We start from the raw sequence: 20,150 nt of genomic DNA, 5'->3' as shown, positions 1-20,150 counted from the left end.
GATGTCCGTCGAGACCCTGTATCCGCTCCTGCCCGCGATCTACCGGATCCGCGACGCCGAGGAGGGTCATCCGCTGCGCGAGCTGATCGGCGTGATCGCCGAGCAGGCAGCGGTCATCGAGGAGAACATCGAGCAGCTCTACGACGACCAGTTCATCGAGACCTGCGCCGACTGGGTCGCGGCCTACATCGGCGGCCTGATCGGCTACCGGCCGCTGCACGGCCGCACCGCGGCCATCGCGAGCCCTCGGGCCGAGGTCGCCAACACCATCGGCTACCGCCGCCGCCTGGGGACCGCCTCGGTGCTGGAGCAGCTGGCCCGCGACGTGACCGGCTGGCCCGCGCACGTGGTCGAGTACTTCCTGCTGTGCGCCACCACCCAGCGGATGAACCACATACGCCCCACCCATCACTTCGCGCCGGACCTGCGGGACTGGCGGGGGCTGGAGGCGCTGGGCACGGCGTTCGACCCCTTCACCCGCACGGTCGACGTCCGCTCCATCGAGCGCGCCGACGGCCGCTGGAGCCTGCCGAACGTGGGCGTCCACCTCTGGCGGCTGCAGGCCCAGGCGCGGGGCCGGCGGATCCCCGCGCCGGCCACGCGCCTCGACGACCGCCGGCGCCTGTTCAGCCCGCTGGGCGCGCCGCTGCCGCTCTTCACCTCCCCGCGGGCCGAGGACCGCATCACCCAGAAGGCCGGGTCGCTCAACGTTCCGGGCCCGATCAGCCGCCGCGTGCTGCACGCCGACCTGCTGGCCGAAGACGGCGGCCCGGGGCCCGCGCAGATCTACGGCCCGGACACCGACGGCCTGGGCGACCTGCAGAGCCTCGCCCTCTTCCTGGACGGCGTGCTCGTGCCCGCCGGCGAGGTGGAGGCGTGCGACCTGTCGGACGACGCCGGCGGCTGGCGTCATGTGCCGGCCAATCCCGGCGACCGCATCGCCATCGACCCCGTGCTGGGCCGCGTCGCGCTGCCGCCGGACCGGACGGGCGAGCTCAGCGTCTCCTTCCACCAGGGCTTCAGCGCCGAGATCGGCGGCGGCGAGTACGGCCGCGCCGAGACGTTCTCGACGCCGGACGCCGCCCACCCGCTGCTGCGGACGCCCAGCGCCGACCACCCGACGCTGCAGTCGGCGCTCGACGCGCTTCCGGCCACGGGCGGGATCGTCGAGATCGTCGACAACGGCCGCTACGAGGAGGCGCTGGTCATCTCGGCCGGGCCGGGCGCCGCGATCGAGCTCCGCGCCGCCGACGAGTGCTTCCCGCACCTCGCCCTGCCGGCCGACCTGGAGGTGCGCGGCGAGGCCGACGCCGCCGTCACCCTGAACGGCCTGTTGATCTCGGTCGGCGGCGTGGTGGTCCCGGACGGCGCCGGCAACGCCCTCCGCGCCCTGACCCTGCGCCACTGCACCCTGGTCCCCGGACGCGCGCTGGACGCGGCCGGCGATCCCGTGCAGCCCGGCGCCGCGTCGCTGACGGTCGGGCTCGCGGGGGTCGAGCTCACGCTGTCGGCCTGCATCACGGGCGCGCTGCAGGTCCATCCCGACGCCACCGCCCACATCGAGGACAGCCTCGTGGACGCGGCGGCGGCCGAGCCGCTGGACAGCCCCGGCCTGCCCGCCTACGGCGCGCCCGGCGGCGGCTACGGCGGGGCGCTGACGCTGCTGCAGGTCACCGTCTTCGGCCAGGTGGCCGCGACACGCTTCGACCTGGTGTCCAACAGCCTGCTGGCGGCGCGCGCCGCCGCGGGCGATCCGCCGGCCGTCCGCGCGCAGCGCCGCCAGCAGGGCTGCATGCGCTTCTCGTACGTGCCGCAGGGCTCGCTCACGCCCCGGCGCTTCCGCTGCCAGCCGCAGCTGGCCATCGACCAGGGCGTGGCGGCGCGCGAACAGAGCCAGGGGTCTCCCGTTACGGCCGCGCAGCGGGCCGCGATCAGCCAGCGGGAAGCGCGGCGCGTAGTCCCCAGCTTCACGTCGCGCCGCTACGGACGACCCGCCTACGCCCGGCTCCGCGCCGGCGTCCCGGCCGAGATCCGCACCGGCGCGGACGACGAGTCCGAGATGGGCGGGTTCCACCTCGTCTACGCGCCGCAGCGCGAGTCCAACCTTCGCATCCGCCTGGAGGAGTACCTGCGCTTCTCCCTCGAGGCGGGGGCGTTCTTCGAGACCTGAGCGGGAGGCGAACCCATGGCGGGCGACTACAGCCGCAAGAGCTTCGACGCGCGGCGCCACTTCGCCGGCGTCCTGATGCAGCAGGGCCACCCGACCCTCGACGCCGACTGGAACGAGTTCGTCTCGATCGTCGAGCGGCGGTTCCGGACCGAGACGGTGGATATCGTCGGGCGCGCCGTGGTCCCCCGCGAGACGCCGCTGGGCTTCCAGATCGCCGCGGCGGCCGGCCCGCAGCTCACCATCGGCCGCGGCCGCATGTACGTGGACGGCCTGCTGGCCGAGAACCACGGCCGCGTCGACGCGGCGAGCCCCGCCGTCTTCGACCGCGCGCGGCTGAACCCGGCCGGCGAGGCCGAAGGCGTGCTGGACGAACTGATCTCGCGGGCGGCCGGCGACTTCATCGACTATGCGCAGCAGCCCTACCTGCCCGACCCGCCCGCCCTTCCGGACGGCGCCGGGCCGCACGTCGTCTACCTGGACGTATGGCAGCGCGAGGTGACGCCGCTGAAGGATCCGCGCCTGCTCGAGCCGGCGCTGAACGGCATCGACACCGCGACGCGCCTGCAGACCGTCTGGCAGGTGCGTGTGCTGCCGGACGTCGGGGCCGGGACCACCTGCTCGTCCGACCTCGCCGCCTGGGACGCCCTGACCGCGCCCTCGGCTGCGCGCCTGACGACCGCCACCATCGAGTTCGAGGACCCCGATGAACCCTGCCTCCTGCCGCCCGGCGGCGGCTATCGCGGCCTCGAGAACCAGCTCTACCGGGTCGAGATCCACACCGGCGGCGATCGGGGCGAGGCGCGCTTCAAGTGGTCGCGCGACAACGCCTCGGTGGGCGCCACCATCGAGGCGTTCGCGGCCGCCGACCGCCTGCAGGTGCGCCGCATCGGGCGCGATTCCATCCTGCGCTTTCGAACCGGCGACTGGGTGGAGATCACCGACGACCGCCGGGAGTTCGCGGGCCTGCCGGGGGACCTGCGCCGGGTGGAGGTCGACGAGGACGCCAACGAGCTGCGGCTCGACAGCCCGCTCAGCGCCGACCTGATCCCCGCCGGCGGCGCCGACACCGCCCTGGCCCGCCACAGCCGGGTGATCCGCTGGGATCAGTCGGGCGAGGTGCGCACGGCGGACGGCGACCTGCTCGTCGACCTGGACGCCGCGGGATCGGACGGCCTCATCCCCCTGCCGCCGGCCGGCGAGGCCGTGGTGCTGGAGGCAGGCGTCACGGTCGCGTTCGACTTCGAGCCCGCGGGCGGCGAGGCCAGGGCTCTGGACCACTGGTGCTTCGCGGCCCGGACCTCCGGGGCCCAGATCGAGCGCCTGGAGCGCGCCCCGCCGGCCGGGATCCACCACCACTACGCGCGCCTGGCCGTGGTGACCTTCCCGGGCGCGGTTCAGGACTGCCGCGTCTTCTGGCCGCCGGAATTCGGAGGCGACGACTGCGCGTGCACCGTCTGCGTCGGCGTCGAGGAACACAACTCGGGCGCCTTCACCATACAGCAGGCCATCGCCCAGCTCCCCGACACCGGCGGTGTGGTGTGCCTGAGCCCCGGGGTCTACATCCTGGGAGACGACCGCGTCCTGATCCAGGATCGCGACAACGTCCGCCTGCGCGGCCAGGGCGCCGCGACCGTGCTGGCCTACGGCGGGCTCGGTGGCGCGATCCAGGTGATCGAGTCCGACCAGGTCGCGATCTCGGACCTCGCCGTGTTCGTCTCCGCCCCTGAAGTCGGCGGCGGCGGCCTGCGCGCCGCGATCCACCTGACCAACACCGACAACGCCGCCATCGAGCGCACGACCCTGTTCTCGACCACCGCCGAGGGCGCGCGCGGCTTCGGCGTCGCACTGGACGGCGTCCACGCCGGCCTCGACATCGGCGACAACCTGATCGCGGCGTCGATCGGCGTCGGCGCGCTGGCCGATCCCGAACGCCAGGAGGGACTGGGCTACTGCGGCCTCAACGAGACGCTGATCTCGGGCAACACGCTCTTCGGCCAGGTCGGCGTCGACCTGCGCGAGCGGGTGGTGCACCTCGCGGTCACCCGCATCGTCCTCAACGCCATCGCCGCGTTCGACGCCGGCGTCGTCGCCACGGGCGCGGGCGATCTCGATCCGGAAGACGACGCCGGCCGCACCGAGCCCTGGAGCGCCGGCGGCGTCGCCATCACGGAGAACACGATCTTCACCGGGGCTTCGGCGAGCGGGATCGTCGGCGGCGTCCCCTACCTGCACGTGGCCGACAACGAGATCGTGGGCCTGCAGCAGAACCCGGACGCGCCCGCCACCGCCTGCTGCATCCGCCTGGTCGAGGGCTTCGCGCCCGGGTCGCGGGCGGACACCCAGATCGTCGGCAACCGCATGGGCCGGGTGCGGGGCTTCGGGATCAGCATCGAGTCCGCGCAGCAGACGCTGATCGTCAAGCAGAACGTGATCCGCGACTGCCGCTCCGGCGGCGTGCAGACGCTGCCCGACGCCCGCATCGGCGTGCTGGCGTTCGACAACAACATCGTCGAGGGCGTCGGCGACGGCGCGCCCGAGCGCCGCGCGATCGGCGTGGCCCTGGCCTCGGTGCTCGACGGCAAGGTGATCGGCAACACCATCCGCCGGGTGGGCGAGAATCTCCAGGACGCCGGGTCGGCGGGGCTCGTGGTGCGCGGCGCGCTCGCCCTGGACGTCTCGCACAACACGGTCTCGGACATCGGTCCCGCGGTGAACGGCGGCGAGCTGTTCGGCATCCTGCTGATCGGGCCGATCGTGACGGCCGACATCTCGTCGAACCGCGTCTTCGGCGCCAGCCTCCCGGCCGACGGGGACGGCGCGAGCTTCACCGCCATCGCCCTGGACGCGCGCTCGGGCGAGGATTTCCGCCTGATCGCCGGGGCGCCCGCCGCGCGGGGGCCCACCGCGTCGTCGGTCAACACCTATCCCGCCTATGTGGACGCCGGGGACGGACGGATGCTGGCGGTGTCGCGCCGGCGGATCGCCGACTTCGGCCGCCTGCGCGAGGCCCAGGTGGGGCTGAGCGGGAACCAGACGATCGACGCCCGTCCCCGGAGCCAGCTGCCGCTCGTGCTCGTGCGCCTGGGCGAGGGCTCCGACTGCAGCTTCTCGGGCAACCAGTGCCGGCGCCTGGCGGAGGCCGGCGAAAGTCCCGTGACGATCCAGGCCCAGAGGCTCGTGGTGGCCAACAACCACGTGCGCTGGAACAACGACCTGCCGGCGATGCGGCTGACCTGCGGCGCGTTCGGCCGCAACCCGACCGCCACCGTCACCGGCAACATCACGTTCGGCCAGATCGAACTCAACAACCAGGGCCTCGGCCAGCCCTGGGCGCCGTTGAATATCCTGGGCTGAGGAGAGCACGCGCCATGCCCGTCAAGATCGCCACCGTCGGCCGCCAGCGGACCGTCGCCTCCCTGGCCAAGTCCCTGTTCGACACCCGCAACGAGCCTGAGCTGCAGGCGCGGGCCGAGGAGATCCTGCTTCGCGCCAATCCGGGCCTGCGGGCCGAGGGGGCGCTGAAGACGGGGGCCACGGTGCTGGTGCCGGACGCGCCCGGCCTGCGCGCGTCGGACAAGGTCGAGCGGGCCGGCCTGCGCATCACCCTGCCGCCCGAGGTGGCCGGCCTGCGCAGCGAAGCCCGGATCGCCGCGGCCCGGAAGCTCGTGGAGGGAACCAGCGCGGACGCCGCGGCCCAGCGCAAGCTGGTCAGGGACCGCGCCTTCGCCACGGCCTTCGCCGCCGCCCACCCGAAGCTGCGCGAGGACCTCGGCGCCCTGGCCGAGGCTTCCGCCGCCGAGACCCAGCGTGCGGTCCGGCGCGCCGAACTGCTGCTGGACGCGCTGGAGCGCATCGAGGCCGACACCAAACGCATGGCGGCTCGCCGGGGCTAGCAGGGGCGCGCCACGATCCGTCGCCAGGCGCCGCCAATCTTTGGCCGCGCGGCCATGCGAGTGGAAATGTCCGGTCGCCATCCCCTATAAGGTGCAGCCATGCTCCGGACCCCCCTGATCGGCATCGTCGGGCTCGCCGCCCTCGTCTCGGCCTGTGCGCCCACGCTGGGCCCTCCCCCGCCCGGAGGCGCCGCGCCGCCGCGCCCGGCGGCCGGGCCCGCGCCGCCCTTCAATGCGGCCGACTTCGCCTGGTCCCAGCGGCCGGGCCGCAACGTGATCGCCGGGCGCGTGACCTACCGGATCGGCGGCCTGCGCTACACCTGCGCGGGTTCGACGGTGGTGCTGACGCCCGAAACGCCCTGGTCGGCGCGGCGGATGACCTACCTCTACGGCTCGGGCGACCGCGCCGCGCTGCCGGCCGACGAGGTTCGCGCCCGCACGCCGAACGCCCCCGCGGGAGACGCCGGGCCCTACGTGAAGCGCACCACCTGCGACGACGCCGACCAGTTCGCCTTCGGCGGCCTGGCCGACGGGGTCTGGTACGCCATCACCGTGGCGCGGCCGGCGGCCGGGAACGGCGGCACGGTGGCCCTGATGCGCCGGGTGGTGCTGCGCGGCGGCCGCACGACGCCGCTGGCGCTGTAGGCGCTCACACCCAGCCGAGCTGGCGCGCCGTCTGGTAGCCGGCGAGCAACAGGACGATCACGCCCACCGCGTAGGTCAGCGCGCGCACAGGCACGCGCCGCACCACCACGCCGGCCAGCGGGGCCGCCAGCAGGCCGCCCACGATGAGCCCGGCGACGGACGCGGCGTGGGTGGTCAGGCCGCCCTCTTCCCAGTGGCCCGAGAGCAGCGCGGCCAGGAAGGCGGCCGAGATGGTCGAGGTGACGAAGAACTCCGCGGTGTTCGCCGTGCCGATCGCCAGGCGCGGATCGGCGCCCGACCCCACCATGGCGGTGGTCACCGTCGGGCCCCAGCCGCCGCCGCCGACGGCGTCCAGGAAGCCCCCGCCCGCGCCCAGCGGGCCGCTCCACTTCAGCGGGAACGGTCGCGGCTCGCGGGCGCGCCAGGCGCGGTAGAGGATCACGGCGCCCATCAGGGCCAGGTAGGCGGTGATGAACGGCTTCAGCACGTCGCCGTCGATCGAGGTCAGCACGAAGGCGCCGGCCGCCCCGCCGATGCAGCCGCCGGCGGCCAGCGGCGCGAACAGCTTCCAGTTCACGTTGCGGTTCACCGCATGCGAGCCGGCGGACGCCGCGGTGGTGAACACCTCGGCCGCATGCACGCTGGCCGAGGCGCTGGCCGGCGGCACGCCGAAGGCCAGCAGCACCGTGGACGAGATCACGCCGTAGGCCATGCCCAGGGCGCCGTCCACGATCTGGGCCAGGAACCCCACGAAGGCGAAGATGAGGAAATCGGGCATGACGCGAGCCTAGCCCCAATTCCAAGCTCATCTATAGAGATAAACTTATATGCGGCGCAGCGGTGCTGAAGGTCGCCTGTCCCTTCCCCTGCACGGGAAGGGGGACCGCTCGCCGAAGAGCGAGCGGTGGGAAGGGCGCTCTTCGCCCTGCGGGCTCGGCGGACGGTCCCCCCTTCCCGCAAGGCGGGAAGGGAAGGCGTCAGTGGACCTTGGCGCGGGCGATCTGCAGGCCCTCGTCGCCGGCGTGGACGTCGATGACCGCGCCGTCCTCCAGCTCGCCCGCCAGCAGCTTGCGCGCGATCGGGTCGATGAGGTCCTTCTGGATCACGCGCTTCAGCGGCCGGGCCCCGTAGACCGGGTCGTAGCCGCGCTCGCCCAGCCAGTGCAGGGCCGCGTTGTCCAGCGCCAGGGTCATGCGGCGGTCGGCGAGCAGCCGCTCCAGGCGCTTGAGCTGGATGCGCACGATGTCGTCCATCTCGCCGCGGCCCAGCCGCTTGAAGAGGATGATCTCGTCGATCCGGTTCAGGAACTCGGGCCTGAAGTGATGGCGGACCACCTCCATGACGCCGGGCCGCGCCTTCTCCACGTCCTCGCCGTCGGCCAGCTCGGCCAGGAACTGCGAACCGAGGTTCGAGGTCATGATGATCAGCACGTTGCGGAAGTCGACCGTGCGGCCCTGGCCGTCCGTCAGGCGGCCGTCGTCCAGCACCTGGAGCAGCACGTTGAAGACGTCCGGGTGGGCCTTCTCGACCTCGTCGAACAGCACGACCTGGTAGGGCCGGCGCCGCACGCTCTCGGTCAGCGCCCCGCCCTCGTCGTAGCCGACATAGCCGGGAGGCGCGCCGATCATCCGGCTCACCGAGTGCTTCTCCATGTACTCGCTCATGTCGAGGCGGGTCACGGCGGACTCGTCGTCGAACAGGAACTCGGCCAGCGCCTTGGTGAGCTCGGTCTTGCCGACCCCCGTGGGGCCCAGGAACAGGAACGAGCCGATCGGCCGGTTCGGGTCCTTCAGCCCCGCGCGGGCGCGCCGCACGGCGTCGGAGACGGCGACCAGCGCCTCCTCCTGGCCGACGACCCGCTGGCGCAGGCCGTCCTCCATCCGCAGCAGCTTGTCGCGCTCGCCCTCGAGCATCTTCTCGACGGGCACGCCGGTCCAGCGGCTGACCACCGCGGCGATCTGCTCGGCGTCGACCACGTCGGGCGTCATCTGTTCGGCCGCGTCGTCCTCGGCGGCCTCGGCCTCGGCGAGCGTCTTCTCCAGCTTGGGGATCTCGCCGTAGGCGATCTCGGAGGCGCGCTGCAGGTCGCCGCGGCGCTGGGCGGCCGACAGCTCGGCGCGCAGCCGGTCCAGGGCCTCGCGGGCCTGGGCGGCCGAGCTCACTTTCTCCTTCTCGGCCTTCCAGCGCGCGGTCATCTCGGCGGACTGGCCCTCGAGATCGTCCAGCTCCTCCTCGAGCTTCTCGAGCCGGGCCCTGGAGGCGGCGTCCGTCTCCTTGGCCAGGGCCTCGCGCTCGATCTTCAGCTGCACGACGCGCCGGTCGATCTCGTCCAGCTCCTCGGGCTTGGAGTCGACGGCCATGCGCACGCGGCTGGCGGCCTCGTCCACGAGGTCGATGGCCTTGTCGGGCAGGAAGCGGTCGGCGATGTAGCGGTTCGACAGCGTCGCCGCGGCCACGATGGCCGAGTCCGAGATGCGCACGCGGTGGTGCACCTCGTACTTCTCCTTCAGGCCGCGCAGGATCGAGACGGTGTCCTCGACCGTGGGCTCGTCCACCATCACGGGCTGGAAGCGCCGCGCCAGGGCGGCGTCCTTCTCCACGTGCTTGCGGTACTCGTCGAGCGTGGTGGCGCCCACGCAGTGCAGCTCGCCCCTGGCGAGCGCAGGTTTCAGGAGGTTGGACGCGTCCATCGCCCCGTCCGACTTCCCGGCGCCCACCAGGGTGTGCATCTCGTCGATGAAGAGGATGATCGAGCCCTCGGCCGCGGTCACCTCGTTGAGCACCGCCTTCAGCCGCTCCTCGAACTCGCCGCGGTACTTCGCGCCCGCGATGAGCGCGCCCATGTCGAGCGCCAGCAGCTTGCGGTCCTTCAGGCCCTCGGGGACGTCGCCGTTCACGATGCGCTGGGCCAGGCCTTCGACCACGGCGGTCTTGCCGACGCCGGGCTCGCCGATCAGCACGGGATTGTTCTTGGTGCGGCGCGAGAGGACCTGGATGGTGCGGCGGATCTCCTCGTCGCGGCCGATCACCGGGTCGAGCTTGCCGTCCTTGGCCACCTGGGTCAGGTCGCGGGCGTAGCGCTTCAGGGCGTCGTAGCCCTCCTCGGCCGACGCGCTGTCGGCCGTGCGGCCCTTGCGGACCGCCGCGGCCGCGTCCTCCAGGCTCTTGGGCGTGACGCCGGCGGCCTTCAGCACGTTCGCCGCCTCGCCGCCTTCCTTGGCCAGCGCGATCAGCAGGCGCTCGGTGGTGACGAAGGCGTCGCCGGCGGTCTTGGCGCCCTGTTCGGCCTCGGCGAACACGCGCGCGGTCTCGGGCTTCATGTACAGCTGGCCAGAGCCGCCCTCCACGCGGGGCAGCTTGGCGATGGCGGCCTCGGCGGCCTTGTCCAGCTCGTCCGGGCGGCCGCCGGCGCTCTGCACGAGCGCGCGGGTCAGGCCGTCCCGCTCTTCCAGCAGGACCTTCAGGATGTGCTCGGGGGCGAGCTGCTGGTGGCGGCGGGCGAGCGCGAGGCTCTGCGCCGACTGGATCGCCTGCTTGGCGCGGTCGGAATAGATGTCGATGTTCATGGTGTCCCCAACTCTGGCGGAACGCCGGACGCCGCCTTGATCAAGCGCAGCCTCCGGACCACCCCGATGTAGTGTGGCATTACCGCCACACAAGGGACCCCGCCCCTCCCCGTCACCGCGTCCGGGGAACAGGCCGACACTCACCCTTTCGTCCTCGACCAGGTCGCAGGGATTCAGGGCGCGCCATCAGCAGACATTGCGCGATGCGCGCCGGGATCCGTCGACCGGCATCTTATCCCGACCCACCCCCCCTCCGAGGTCAGTTCGATCCCTGCCTTCGAGAGCGTGAGCACGATGTCGTTCGTCTCCGTGACCGTCGCGTGGATCGGCCCCCGGGTGTCTTCCCACCGCTTCAACGTCAGCGGCGACGTACCGCAGAGCTGGGCAAACTGCTGTACGGACAGGTCCAGGGCGGCGCGCGCCGCCGCGAGATGCTCACCGTGAACGGAGGCGGACGCGAACCTGTGTTCGTCGAACTTCATCCGTTCATTTAGGCGGGTCAACCGGCCATGCAGACAGGGACCGTTACTCGGAATGGGCGTCGATCGGGAGGTAACAAGCATTTCCGGGAGCCGGCAGCCGTCGCGGCCCATCATCGAGACCGTCATCGGGCAGGAACTCGGCGGGTGATCGGCTTGCCGCACCCGGCGATGCGGCGCACCCTCCGGGCCTGCATGCCGTCCACCCCCGCCACCGTCCCTCCAGAACCGCCTCGGCGACGCCCGCGGCCCGAGCTGTCGCGGGGCCGCATCCTGGAGGTCGCCATCGCCCTGATCGACGAGCGGGGGCTGGCCGCGCTCAGCATGCGCGACCTCGGCGCGGCCCTCGGCGCGACGACCATGGCGGTCTACCGCCACTTCGCCAGCAAGGCCGAACTGCTCGAGGCGATCATGGACGCGGTCGTCTCGGACTATGCGCCGACCGGCCCGCAGAGGCCCTGGCCCGAGGAAGCGCGAGACCTCAGCCGCCGGGTCCGCGCCAGCCTTCTGCGACACCCGGAGCTGGCCGACGTGGCCGGGCGCGAGTTCAGGCGCTCCGAGACTTCGCTGCGGGTCAACGCCGCCATCATCGAACGGCTGCAGGCGGGGGGCGTGCCGGCGCCCTTCCTGCCCCAGGTCTATTGGACCCTCTCCAGCTACACGACCGGCTTCGCCCTCCTGGAGGCGCAGGCGCTGCGGCGGAGAGGCGCGACGCCGCCGGGCCCAGCGGTCGCCCGGATGCGCAAGATCTCAGGCTTCCTGGCGCAGGTGGACGGGCTCTCCGCGACCACCCGCGAAGAGGCCGCCGCGGTGCTCGCCCGACCGCTCGACGACGCGCAGTTCGAGTTCGGCCTCGAAACGATCATCGCCGGCCTGGCGGCGCGCTTCGCCGCGGATCAGGCGCAGGCGTAGACCGCTTCCACCAAGCTGCTCATCCGCGGATCCGGGGCGCCGTCCGGTTCGCGCATGAAGTTCATGGCGTAGCCGACTCCGAGGCGCGCCGCCGGATCGGCGAAACCGAACGAGCCGCCCCATCCATGGTGCCCGAAGGCTCCGGCGTTCGGGCCATAGGCGCCCATGGGGTTCAGCGCAAAGCCCACGCCCCAGCGGATCGGAAAGCGCAGGACCAGGTCCTCGTTCTCGATCTGCGGGGTCGTCGCGGCCCCAAGCGCCCCGGCGCTGACCAGCTCGCGCCCCGCCAGCGTGCGGCCGGTGGCGAGCGCGCCGTACAGCCGGGCGATGCTGCGGGCGTTCCCCTGGCCGGCCGCCGAGGGCGTCCCCTGGGCGCGCCAGGCCGGCAGGTTGGCAAGATGGGCCTCGACCGGGATGTTGACCTGCGCCAGGCGCTGATAGGCGTTGAACGTCTCGACGCCGCCGGACTGCGGCCTGCCGTCATGGGCGATTTCGGCGACACGGGCGCTGTCGCCGGGGTGCAGGCCCATGTGGAAGTCCACGCCGGTGGGGCCGCCGATCTCGTCGCGGAAGTACGCGCCGACGGTCTTGCCGGCGACCCGGCGGACGAGGCCGTCCGCCAGCGGTCCGATCGAGAGGGCGTGGTAGCCAGACCGGCTGCCCGGCGGCCAGTGCGGAGGCTCGGCCGCCAGCAGATCGGCCATGACGTCCGTGTCCAGCAGCTCGGCTTCGCTGACCGGCCTGCCCGGACCGCACACGCCGGCCTGGTGGGAGAAGAGCTGGGCCACGGTCACGTCGCCTTTGCCGTGAACCGCAAACTCGGGCCAGTACTCGGCGACCGGCCGGTCGTTGCGCAGCAGCCCCTGGTCGTTGAGCCGGGCGATGCAGAGCGCCATGACGCCCTTGGTGGTCGACCACACGTTCACCAGCGTGTCCTCGGCCCAGGGACGCGCGCGCCCAGCGTCGGCATGGCCGGCCCAAAGGTCGACGACCGGCCGGCCGTCGCGCACGACGCTCACCGAACCGCCCAGTTCCCCGGGAAGGTCGAACGTTCGCCTGAAGGCGTCGGCCACGGCCTGGAAGGCCGGATCGCAGCGCCCCTGGATCTCGACGCGGGACATCAGCGGGTCCTCAGGCTGAGCGTGACGCCGTAGGTGGCCGGCATGCCGGCGAACCGCACCGTGGTGTCGAGGTTCCTGTTCGCCGAGGTCCAGTAGTAGACGTCGCCGACGTTGCGGCCCCAGGCGGTGAGCCTCCAGGCGCCGTCCTCGGCCGCGACGCCGGCCCGCAGGTCCACAAGGGTATGGGCGCGCACGCGCAGGATCGGCAGCTCGCCGAGCTGGCTGTTGGTCGCGCTCTGGTGGGTCGCGCTGGCCCCGACGAAGCCCTGGAGCGCGTCGTTCAGGTTCCAGCGGTAGTCGATGTCGCCGACGAGGTGCCACTTGGGCGTGTTCGGGAACGACTCGCCGCCGAAGTCGCGAAGGGCGCCCGCCGGGTCGAAGTTGAGGAACGGCCCCCGGATCTCGCTGTCGATCCACGAGCCCCCGCCGGTCACGCGCAGGCCTCGGACCGGCGCCCAGGCCACCTCGAGCTCGGCGCCCGTCAGGCGCGACTTCGGCACGTTCACCAGCTTGAGCAGCGGGCCGAACACCGGGTCCAGCACCTTCCCCAGCACCTGCTTGTCGTCGTAGGCGTAGTGGAACACGGCCCCGTTCAGCTGCAGCGTCCGCTGCTGCAGCGTCACCTTGAAGCCGGCCTCGTAGGCCAGGATGGACTCCTGCTTCGCCGGTCCCAGCTGGGTCGCCAGCGTGGCGCCGAGGCTCGGGAAGCTGCCGGCCTTGTAGCCCTTGGAGACGTTGGCGTAGAGCAGCGTCCGCTCGGCCGGGGTCCACTCCAGTCCCGCCCGCCAGGCGACGTTGTCCTCGTCCAGCTTGTCGCGGACCAGACCGGGCCGGAACTGCGCGTCGGCCGTGTAGCAGCCGCCGCGCGGAATCGGCGGGTTCGGCGGCAGCCCGGCGCCCGCCCGGAACACGTTCAGCAACGCGCCGAAGTCCAGCGCCGTGACGCCGTCGCCCGCGTCGGCGCTGCAGCCGTCGTAGCGGATCAGCGTACGCGTGTAGCGTAGCCCGCCGTAGGCCTTGAGCCCCTCCGCCAGGGCCACGTCGCCGCTCACGAAGGCGGCCCAGCTGCTCGAGTGCTGATTGTTGATGTCGCGGAAGCTGGTGAACAGCGGCAGTCCGAACGGGACGAACGTGAAGGCGACCGTGCTCTGCGGATTGGTGAGCAGGCCGTCTTCCAGGACCGTGTCGCGCGCCAGGTTCACGCCTGCCACGAAGGTCACGCGCTCGCCCGCCGGCCCGCCCACCCGCAGCTCCTGCGAGACCGACTGGATGTGGCCGCGCGTGAGCAGGTCGAGGTTGGCCAGCGTCGTGCCGTCCGTGTCCTGCAGTTGCCGCTCGCGGAAGCGGCTGTAGCTGGTCAGCGACGTCAGCGTGAGGCCGAGCGGCAGTTCCTGGTCGATGCGCAGGTTGGACTGAAAGAAGCGGTTGCTGCGCGCATAGTCCAGGCCCGGAGTGAAGTCGGCCGCGCGGGCCCGGGGCGGAGCCAGCGGATAGGTCAACAGGCCCGGCACCAGGGGCGCCGCGGCGGGGATCGCGGGGTTGTAGCCGATCAGTTGGCCCGCCTGCACGTCCGAGCGGTCGCGCCAGCCGCCCACCGTCAACAGGACCTTGGTCGCGTCGCCCGGCGTCCAGGCCACGATCAGGCGGGCGTTGACGAGATCGACCCGGCCGTTTCGTTCGACGGTCGTGTAGCTCGTCTGCCAGGGGTCCATCCGCGAGCTCTGCACGGCGAGGCGCGCCGAGAGGGTCTCGGTCAGCGGCCCGCTGACGAAGCCGCCCAGCTCCGTCGCATCGAACCGGCCATATCCGACGTCGGCCCCGGCCTCGAACTGGCGGGTGGGCTTGGCGGCGATGTAGTTGATGGCCCCGCCCGTCGCATTCTGCCCGAACAGCGTCCCCTGCGGCCCCTTCAGGACCTCGATCCGCTCCAGATCGAGGTTCACGCCCCGGGTTTCGATGGCGAACGGGATCGGCGCCTCGTCCTGGTAGATGCTGACGGTGGAGCGCCCGCCCAGGCTCACGTCGCTGAATCCGACCCCGCGCAGCGTGTAGATCGGCGAGGCCACGTAGCTGTCGGTGTAGTTGAAGGACGGCGCGATCTTCACGAGATCGCGCGGCTGCGTCACGCCCGCAGCCGCCAACTGCTCGCCCGAAACCGCGGTGATCGACATCGGCACCGTGTTGGCCGTCTCGGCGCGCTTCTGCGCCGTCACGACGATCTCGGTCAGGGCCACCGGCTCGTCCGTCGTCTGGGCCTGCGCCGGCAGGACGGCCAGCGGCGCGAGGGCCACACCCGCAGCGAGAGCGCCTCGCCAGCCGCCGATCGTCCGCCGTGGTGGTGTCAGGTTCATCGTCTCCCCCTATCGAGCCCCTCCGTGACGTCGCGCGGGGGGTCCTCTGGTGATGTTGGGGAGAGGTTCGATCCGGCCGCGCCCGCCCGCCAGGGCTGCACGCCCCGACAGCGAGCGGACACTTTCGGACAGGATCAGGCGGCGGCTGGGCGTGCGCGGTAGGCTGACGGACTGACGCCGAACCACCGGCGGAACGCGCGACGGAAGCTGCGCGGGTCTTCGTACCCCAGGAGATCGCCGATCTCCTCCAGCGTGAGGCCGGCATGGATGAGCGAGGCCGACTTCTCGCGCCGCACCGCATCGCGGATCCGGCGGAAGGACGCGCCCTCCTGCTCGAGCCGCCGCGCCACCGTCTTCGTGGAGACGCCCCAACGATCGGCGAGCGCCTGCTGGTCGGCGCCCTTCAGCACCGCCGAGCGCGCAAGGTCGGCGAAGCCCTCGGAACGTCCCGTCTGGAGCAGCGCCTCGCAGATCATCCGGTAGGCGCCCTCGTACCAGGCCTCGACCGGCCGCGGCGCCACCGGCGCGGCGAGGATGTCGGCCGGGAGGACGATCTCCAGGTCGTCGCCCGCGTGGGCCACCGGCGCGCGCAGCAGGCGCAGCAGGGGCGAGCCGCTCGAAGCCCGGCCCCCGGGCGCCCGAACCCGTCGGGCCTGGATGGGCGCGCCGGCGAGCCAGCTGAAGATCGCATGGTAGGCGACGGCGGTGGCTTCGAGCGAAACCTGCCGCGCCGCGCTTGGCGGGCCGGCGCAGCGCCAGCGCAGGCAGACGCCCCGACGCGACGCGGCGACCGTGAGGCTGAGGTCGGGGATCATGATCGGCAGCGCCTCGGCGCACGCGCGCAGGGCCTCGCCCAGCGTGCCCGCGAGCAGCATCCGGGAGACGAGCAGCGCTGTGCCCCCAGGGCGAAGCGGCGCGGCGAAGACCCTATGCGTCTCGTCGCCCACGCGCGCCGCATGCTCGGAGAAAAGACGCCAGCACGCGTCCGCAGCGATCACGTCGTCGCCGGGTCGCGGTCCCAGATGCGTCGCGAGAAAGGCGTCGGATCCCGCGTCGGTGTCGGCCGACAGCAGAAGCCGGATATCCCGCACCGTCATGCCCGGCACAGGATCCGCGTGGGTGAGCGCCTGGGCGTCCTGCGCCGACATTTGACCTCCCGCCTTCGAAAGCCGTTGCGATCGCAATGTGTACACCGTACACAGCGACGCCAGGCGTGACAAGCCGCGCCGCCGCGGAAGGAAGCACATGGACAGGATGGAGGCCGGGGGCCGGTTCGCCGGCAAGGCGGTGCTGATCACCGGGGCCGCCAGCGGGATCGGGCGCGGCGCAGCCCTGCGGCTGGCGGCGGAAGGCGCCGACCTCGTGGCGATCGACCTGGATGCGGCGGGACTCGAGGACCTGGCGAAGGCCGTGGCCGCGCTCGGCCGCCGCTGCGAGACCCGGGCCGGCGACGTCTCGGACCTGGCGGTGGTGGAGGCTGCGCTCGATACGGCGAAGGCGGCGTATGGCGGGCTGGACGGCCTGCTGAACAACGCGGGGATCGGTGGCCCGATGCGGCGCTTCGAAACCCTGGAGCCGGACGAGTTCGATCGGATGGTGGCGGTGAACCTGCGGCCGGTCTGGTACGCGACCGCGAAGGCGCACCCCCTGATGGCGGCCCGGGGCGGCGGCGCGATCCTGAACGTGGCGTCGATGGCGGGCCTGCGGCCGAACCGCAACCACGCGCTCTACGGCATGACGAAGGCGGCGATCATCAGCCTGACCCAGCACGCCGCCATGGACTACGCCGCCGATAACATCCGGGTGAACGCCCTGTGCCCGGGCCCGGTGGAGACCCCCATCTTCGAACAGATGCGCGCCGAGCTGGGGCAGGCCGGCTATGAGGCCGCCACCCGACGGATCACGCAGAGGACGCTCATGAACCGGTTCGGCACGGTCGACGAGCAGGCCGCCGCCGTCGCGTGGCTGCTGAGCGACGAGGCCGCCTTCGTCACGGGCGTCGCGATGCCGGTCGACGGCGGCTGGTCGATCTCGGACGGTCGGGCCTGAGCGGTCCGTGGCGGAAAATGACCGGTGCGCGTGACCGGGCGCGCCCCTGGCGCGCGCAGGCGCAGGATGTGAGCCTGGGCGCTTCGAGACACGAGAGGTCCGCCCATGTCGTCCCCCAACGCCCACACGACCACGCCACGGGACCGCTTCGCCGATCGCAGCGCCGTCGTCACGGGTGGGGCCAGCGGCATCGGCCTGGCGACCGCGCGCCGCCTGCTGGCCGAGGGCGCGCACGTCCTGATCGGAGACTACAACGCCGAGGCGGCCGAGGCGGCCGTCGCCCGGCTGGAATCGGAGGGCTTCCGCGGACGGGTGACCTGGCGACGTGTCGACGTGGCGGAGGAGGTCGACGTCGAAGCGCTGATGGAGGCAGGTCAGGCGCTGACCGGCCGGCTGGACGTGGTCTTCAACAACGCCGGGATCGGCGGAGCGATCGGGCCGATCGTGGAGACTGACGTCGCCCACTGGGACGCCACCTTCGCAGTCCTGACGCGGGGTGTCTTCCTGGGCGTGAAGCATGCGGCCCGGCGAATGATCGGGACCGGCGGCGGCGTGATCGTGAACACGGCCTCCATCGCGGGCGTGGCCGGGGGCGTGCTGCCGACGCCCTACTCCGCCGCCAAGGCGGCGGTGATCAGCTTTACCCGCAACGCCGCCAACGAGCTGGCCGAACACCGCATCCGGGTGAACGCGGTCTGCCCGGGCGTGATCTTCACGCCGCTCATGCACAACGGCCGCGAGGACGCCGCCGAAGGGGTCGTGCGCCAGATCCAGCCGTGGCCGGACCGGGGCGAGCCCGAGCACGTGGCCGACGCGGTCGCCTTCCTGGCCAGCGACGAGGCCGCCTTCATCACGGGGGAAGCGCTCGCCGTCGATGGCGGCTACCTGGCCAACGGCCTGCTGCGCGTCCATCCGCTCCCCGGCGCCAAGGCCAAGGCGGACTACGCCGGCATCACCTATGGGCTGACGGGCCGCCCGCGGGAGGTGCGGCGGCTGGATTGACCGGAAATGTCCGCTGCCTGCGTCCGCTGGGCCCCTCCCGCGTGCGGGCGCGTGCGCCGAAAACCGTCGCATGACGCCAGACGCCGCCTCCCCCTCCCCCGACGCCGCCCCGGCTGCCCAAACCGAGCATGTGGACGTGCTGGTGATCGGCGCCGGCATCTCCGGCATCGGCGCCGCCTATGAGCTGACGCAGCAATGCCCGGATCGCAGCGTCCTGGTCCTCGAGGCGCTCGAGAGCTTCGGCGGCACGTGGCTCTGGCACCGGTATCCCGGGGTCCGCTCCGACAGCGACCTCTTCACCTTCGGCTTCCGCTTCAAGCCCTGGCGCGGCGATCCGATCGCCAGCCGGCAGCAGATCCTCGACTACCTGGGCGAGGCGATCTCGGAGAACGACCTCGGCCGCCACATCCGGTACCAGCGCCGCGTGATCGCCGCCGACTGGGACAGCGCCGCCCAGCTGTGGCGATTGTCCGTGGCGGCCGGCCCGGACGGAACGCCTGAGCTGTACTCTTGCCGGTTCCTCTGGATGTGCCAGGGCTACTATCGCCACGCCCGGGGCTACACGCCGCAATGGCCCGGCATGGACGCTTTCCAGGGGACGATCGTTCATCCCCAGACGTGGCCGGACGACATCGAGACCGACGGCCGGCGCATCGTGGTGATCGGCTCGGGCGCCACGGCCGCGACCCTGGTGCCCGCCCTCGCCGGCCGTTGCGCGCACGTGACGATGCTGCAGCGTTCGCCCACCTATTTCGCGCCCGGCCAGAACAAGCACCCGCTGGCCGAAACGCTGCGGGAGCTCGACGTGGACGAGGCCACCGTCCACGACATCGTCCGCAAGAAGATTGTGCTGGACCAGCATCGCTTCCTGCGCCGCGCGGTGGAGACCCCTGAAAGGGCCCGCGCCGACCTCCTCAAGGCGATCGCCGCCTACCTTCCCCAGGAGGTCGTGGACGAGCACTTCTCGCCCAAGTACCGGCCCTGGCAGCAACGGATCGCCGTGGCGCCGGACGGAGACCTCTTCCAGGCGCTGAGGGATGGGCTCGCCTCGGTCGTCACCGACGAGATCGACGCCTTCACGGAGACGGGCCTGCGCCTGGCCTCCGGCAAGAGCCTCGACGCCGACATCATCGTCACAGCCACGGGCTTCGAGATCTCGGTCCTGGGCGACATCGCCTTCGCGATCGACGGCGAGCCGCTCGACTTCGCGCAGACGGTCACCTGGCGCGGAATGATGTTCACCGGCGTGCCGAACATGGCCTGGATCTTCGGCTACTTCCGCGCCGCGAGCTGGACCCTGCGGGTGGACCTCGTCTGCGACTTCGTCTGCCGCCTGCTCAACCACATGGCCGCCATCGGCGCCGGCCGCGTGGACGTGGCCCTGCGCCCAGGCGAGCGGGATATGCCGCTGCGGCCCTGGATCGACGCCGAAGTCTTCAACCCGGGCTACCTGATGCGCGGACTGCACCTTCTCCCCCGCAGCGGCGCCGCCCGGGAGTGGGCCCACAGCCAGGACTACATGTGGGAGAAGGACATCCTGCCGACGGTCGACCTCGACGACGAGGTGTTCCGCTACACGGACCCCGCCGGCCGGAGGCTGAGCGCCGCCAGCGTCCCCGAATGATCGACACGTCCTCAGCCGTGATGACCCTGACGTTGGTGCGTCGGGCCGACCTGGATCCGGACGCGTTCCGCACGCACTGGCAGGACGTCCATGGTCCCCTCGTCCGCCGGCTGGCGGCCGACCTCGGCATTCGGCGCTACGTCCAGCTGCATGCGGCCGATGTGGAGCGCTGGGACGGGCTGGCCCTCGTGCAGTTCGAGTCGCGTGAGGATCTGGAGCGCCGCCTCCTGACCCCGGCGGGCCGCAGCGCCGCCCGCGAAATCCGCGCCGACGAAGGCCGCTTCCTCGACACCTCGCGCACGCTCGTCGTTTGGGTCCGGGCAGAGTCCATCTTCTGA

The 20,150-nt window shown here is 72.3% G+C and carries 15 protein-coding genes; 9 read left to right on the top strand and 6 right to left on the bottom strand.

Features of this window, described 5'->3' with window-relative positions:
• The first annotated feature begins 1 nt into the window (after position 1).
• The 4 genes from AC2D8W_RS20010 (at position 2) to AC2D8W_RS19995 (ending at position 6,708) form a co-directional block, all read left to right on the top strand.
• Positions 2–2,170, top strand: coding sequence for a hypothetical protein (locus tag AC2D8W_RS20010; protein ID WP_484673012.1), 2,169 nt, complete (start codon positions 2–4; stop codon positions 2,168–2,170).
• Between the two features lie 15 nt (positions 2,171–2,185).
• Entirely contained in the window at positions 2,186–5,524 is a 3,339-nt protein-coding gene (locus AC2D8W_RS20005) for a DUF6519 domain-containing protein (protein ID WP_484673011.1), read from the top strand.
• 14 nt (positions 5,525–5,538) lie between these two features.
• The gene (locus tag AC2D8W_RS20000) at positions 5,539–6,063 is read left to right on the top strand and encodes a hypothetical protein (RefSeq protein WP_484673010.1); all 525 of its coding nucleotides are present in this window, start codon (positions 5,539–5,541) and stop codon (positions 6,061–6,063) included.
• Between the two features lie 99 nt (positions 6,064–6,162).
• On the top strand, positions 6,163–6,708 hold the full coding sequence (locus AC2D8W_RS19995) for a hypothetical protein (protein ID WP_484673009.1): 546 nt from the start codon (positions 6,163–6,165) through the stop codon (positions 6,706–6,708).
• A gap of 4 nt (positions 6,709–6,712) precedes the next feature.
• Here the strand turns inward: AC2D8W_RS19995 and AC2D8W_RS19990 are convergent, their stop codons facing one another.
• The 3 genes from AC2D8W_RS19990 to AC2D8W_RS19980 all read right to left on the bottom strand — a co-directional run bounded on the left by AC2D8W_RS19990 (position 6,713) and on the right by AC2D8W_RS19980 (position 10,756).
• Positions 6,713–7,486 (bottom strand): sulfite exporter TauE/SafE family protein, encoded by a 774-nt coding sequence (locus tag AC2D8W_RS19990; RefSeq protein ID WP_484673008.1) that lies wholly within the window; start codon positions 7,484–7,486, stop codon positions 6,713–6,715.
• A 199-nt stretch (positions 7,487–7,685) separates the two neighbouring features.
• Positions 7,686–10,274 (bottom strand): ATP-dependent chaperone ClpB, encoded by a 2,589-nt coding sequence (clpB, locus tag AC2D8W_RS19985; RefSeq protein WP_293483143.1) that lies wholly within the window; start codon positions 10,272–10,274, stop codon positions 7,686–7,688.
• Positions 10,275–10,447: 173 nt separating this feature from the next.
• Entirely contained in the window at positions 10,448–10,756 is a 309-nt protein-coding gene (locus AC2D8W_RS19980; RefSeq protein WP_484673007.1) for a hypothetical protein, read from the bottom strand.
• A gap of 168 nt (positions 10,757–10,924) precedes the next feature.
• Here AC2D8W_RS19980 and AC2D8W_RS19975 point away from each other — a divergent pair, with 168 nt between their 5' ends.
• Positions 10,925–11,665: a TetR/AcrR family transcriptional regulator gene (locus AC2D8W_RS19975; RefSeq protein WP_484673006.1), complete on the top strand. Its 741-nt coding sequence runs from the start codon at positions 10,925–10,927 to the stop codon at positions 11,663–11,665.
• Here the strand turns inward: AC2D8W_RS19975 and AC2D8W_RS19970 are convergent.
• From AC2D8W_RS19970 to AC2D8W_RS19960, 3 genes are all read right to left on the bottom strand, one after another.
• On the bottom strand, positions 11,650–12,786 hold the full coding sequence (locus tag AC2D8W_RS19970) for a serine hydrolase domain-containing protein (RefSeq protein WP_484673005.1): 1,137 nt from the start codon (positions 12,784–12,786) through the stop codon (positions 11,650–11,652). The genes AC2D8W_RS19975 and AC2D8W_RS19970 overlap by 16 nt on opposite strands.
• Positions 12,786–15,137, bottom strand: coding sequence for a TonB-dependent receptor (locus tag AC2D8W_RS19965; RefSeq protein ID WP_484673004.1), 2,352 nt, complete (start codon positions 15,135–15,137; stop codon positions 12,786–12,788). The genes AC2D8W_RS19970 and AC2D8W_RS19965 overlap by 1 nt, the downstream gene beginning before the upstream one ends.
• 134 nt (positions 15,138–15,271) lie before the next feature.
• On the bottom strand, positions 15,272–16,285 hold the full coding sequence (locus AC2D8W_RS19960; protein ID WP_484673003.1) for a helix-turn-helix domain-containing protein: 1,014 nt from the start codon (positions 16,283–16,285) through the stop codon (positions 15,272–15,274).
• 97 nt (positions 16,286–16,382) lie between these two features.
• On the opposite strand from AC2D8W_RS19960, the gene AC2D8W_RS19955 reads away from it, so the two are divergent.
• From AC2D8W_RS19955 to AC2D8W_RS19940, 4 genes are all read left to right on the top strand, one after another.
• On the top strand, positions 16,383–17,186 hold the full coding sequence (locus AC2D8W_RS19955) for an SDR family NAD(P)-dependent oxidoreductase (protein ID WP_484673002.1): 804 nt from the start codon (positions 16,383–16,385) through the stop codon (positions 17,184–17,186).
• Positions 17,187–17,291: 105 nt separating this feature from the next.
• Entirely contained in the window at positions 17,292–18,188 is an 897-nt protein-coding gene (locus tag AC2D8W_RS19950) for an SDR family NAD(P)-dependent oxidoreductase (protein WP_484673001.1), read from the top strand.
• Between the two features lie 70 nt (positions 18,189–18,258).
• A complete protein-coding gene (locus tag AC2D8W_RS19945) occupies positions 18,259–19,812 on the top strand; it encodes a flavin-containing monooxygenase (protein WP_484673000.1) in 1,554 nt (517 codons plus the stop codon).
• Positions 19,809–20,150, top strand: a complete 342-nt coding sequence (locus tag AC2D8W_RS19940; RefSeq protein WP_484672999.1) for an EthD domain-containing protein — start codon at positions 19,809–19,811, stop codon at positions 20,148–20,150. The genes AC2D8W_RS19945 and AC2D8W_RS19940 overlap by 4 nt, the downstream gene beginning before the upstream one ends.

The sequence above is a fragment of the Phenylobacterium sp. T106 genome (genome assembly GCF_057219735.1).
This window is presented reverse-complemented; position numbering and strand designations above follow the sequence as displayed.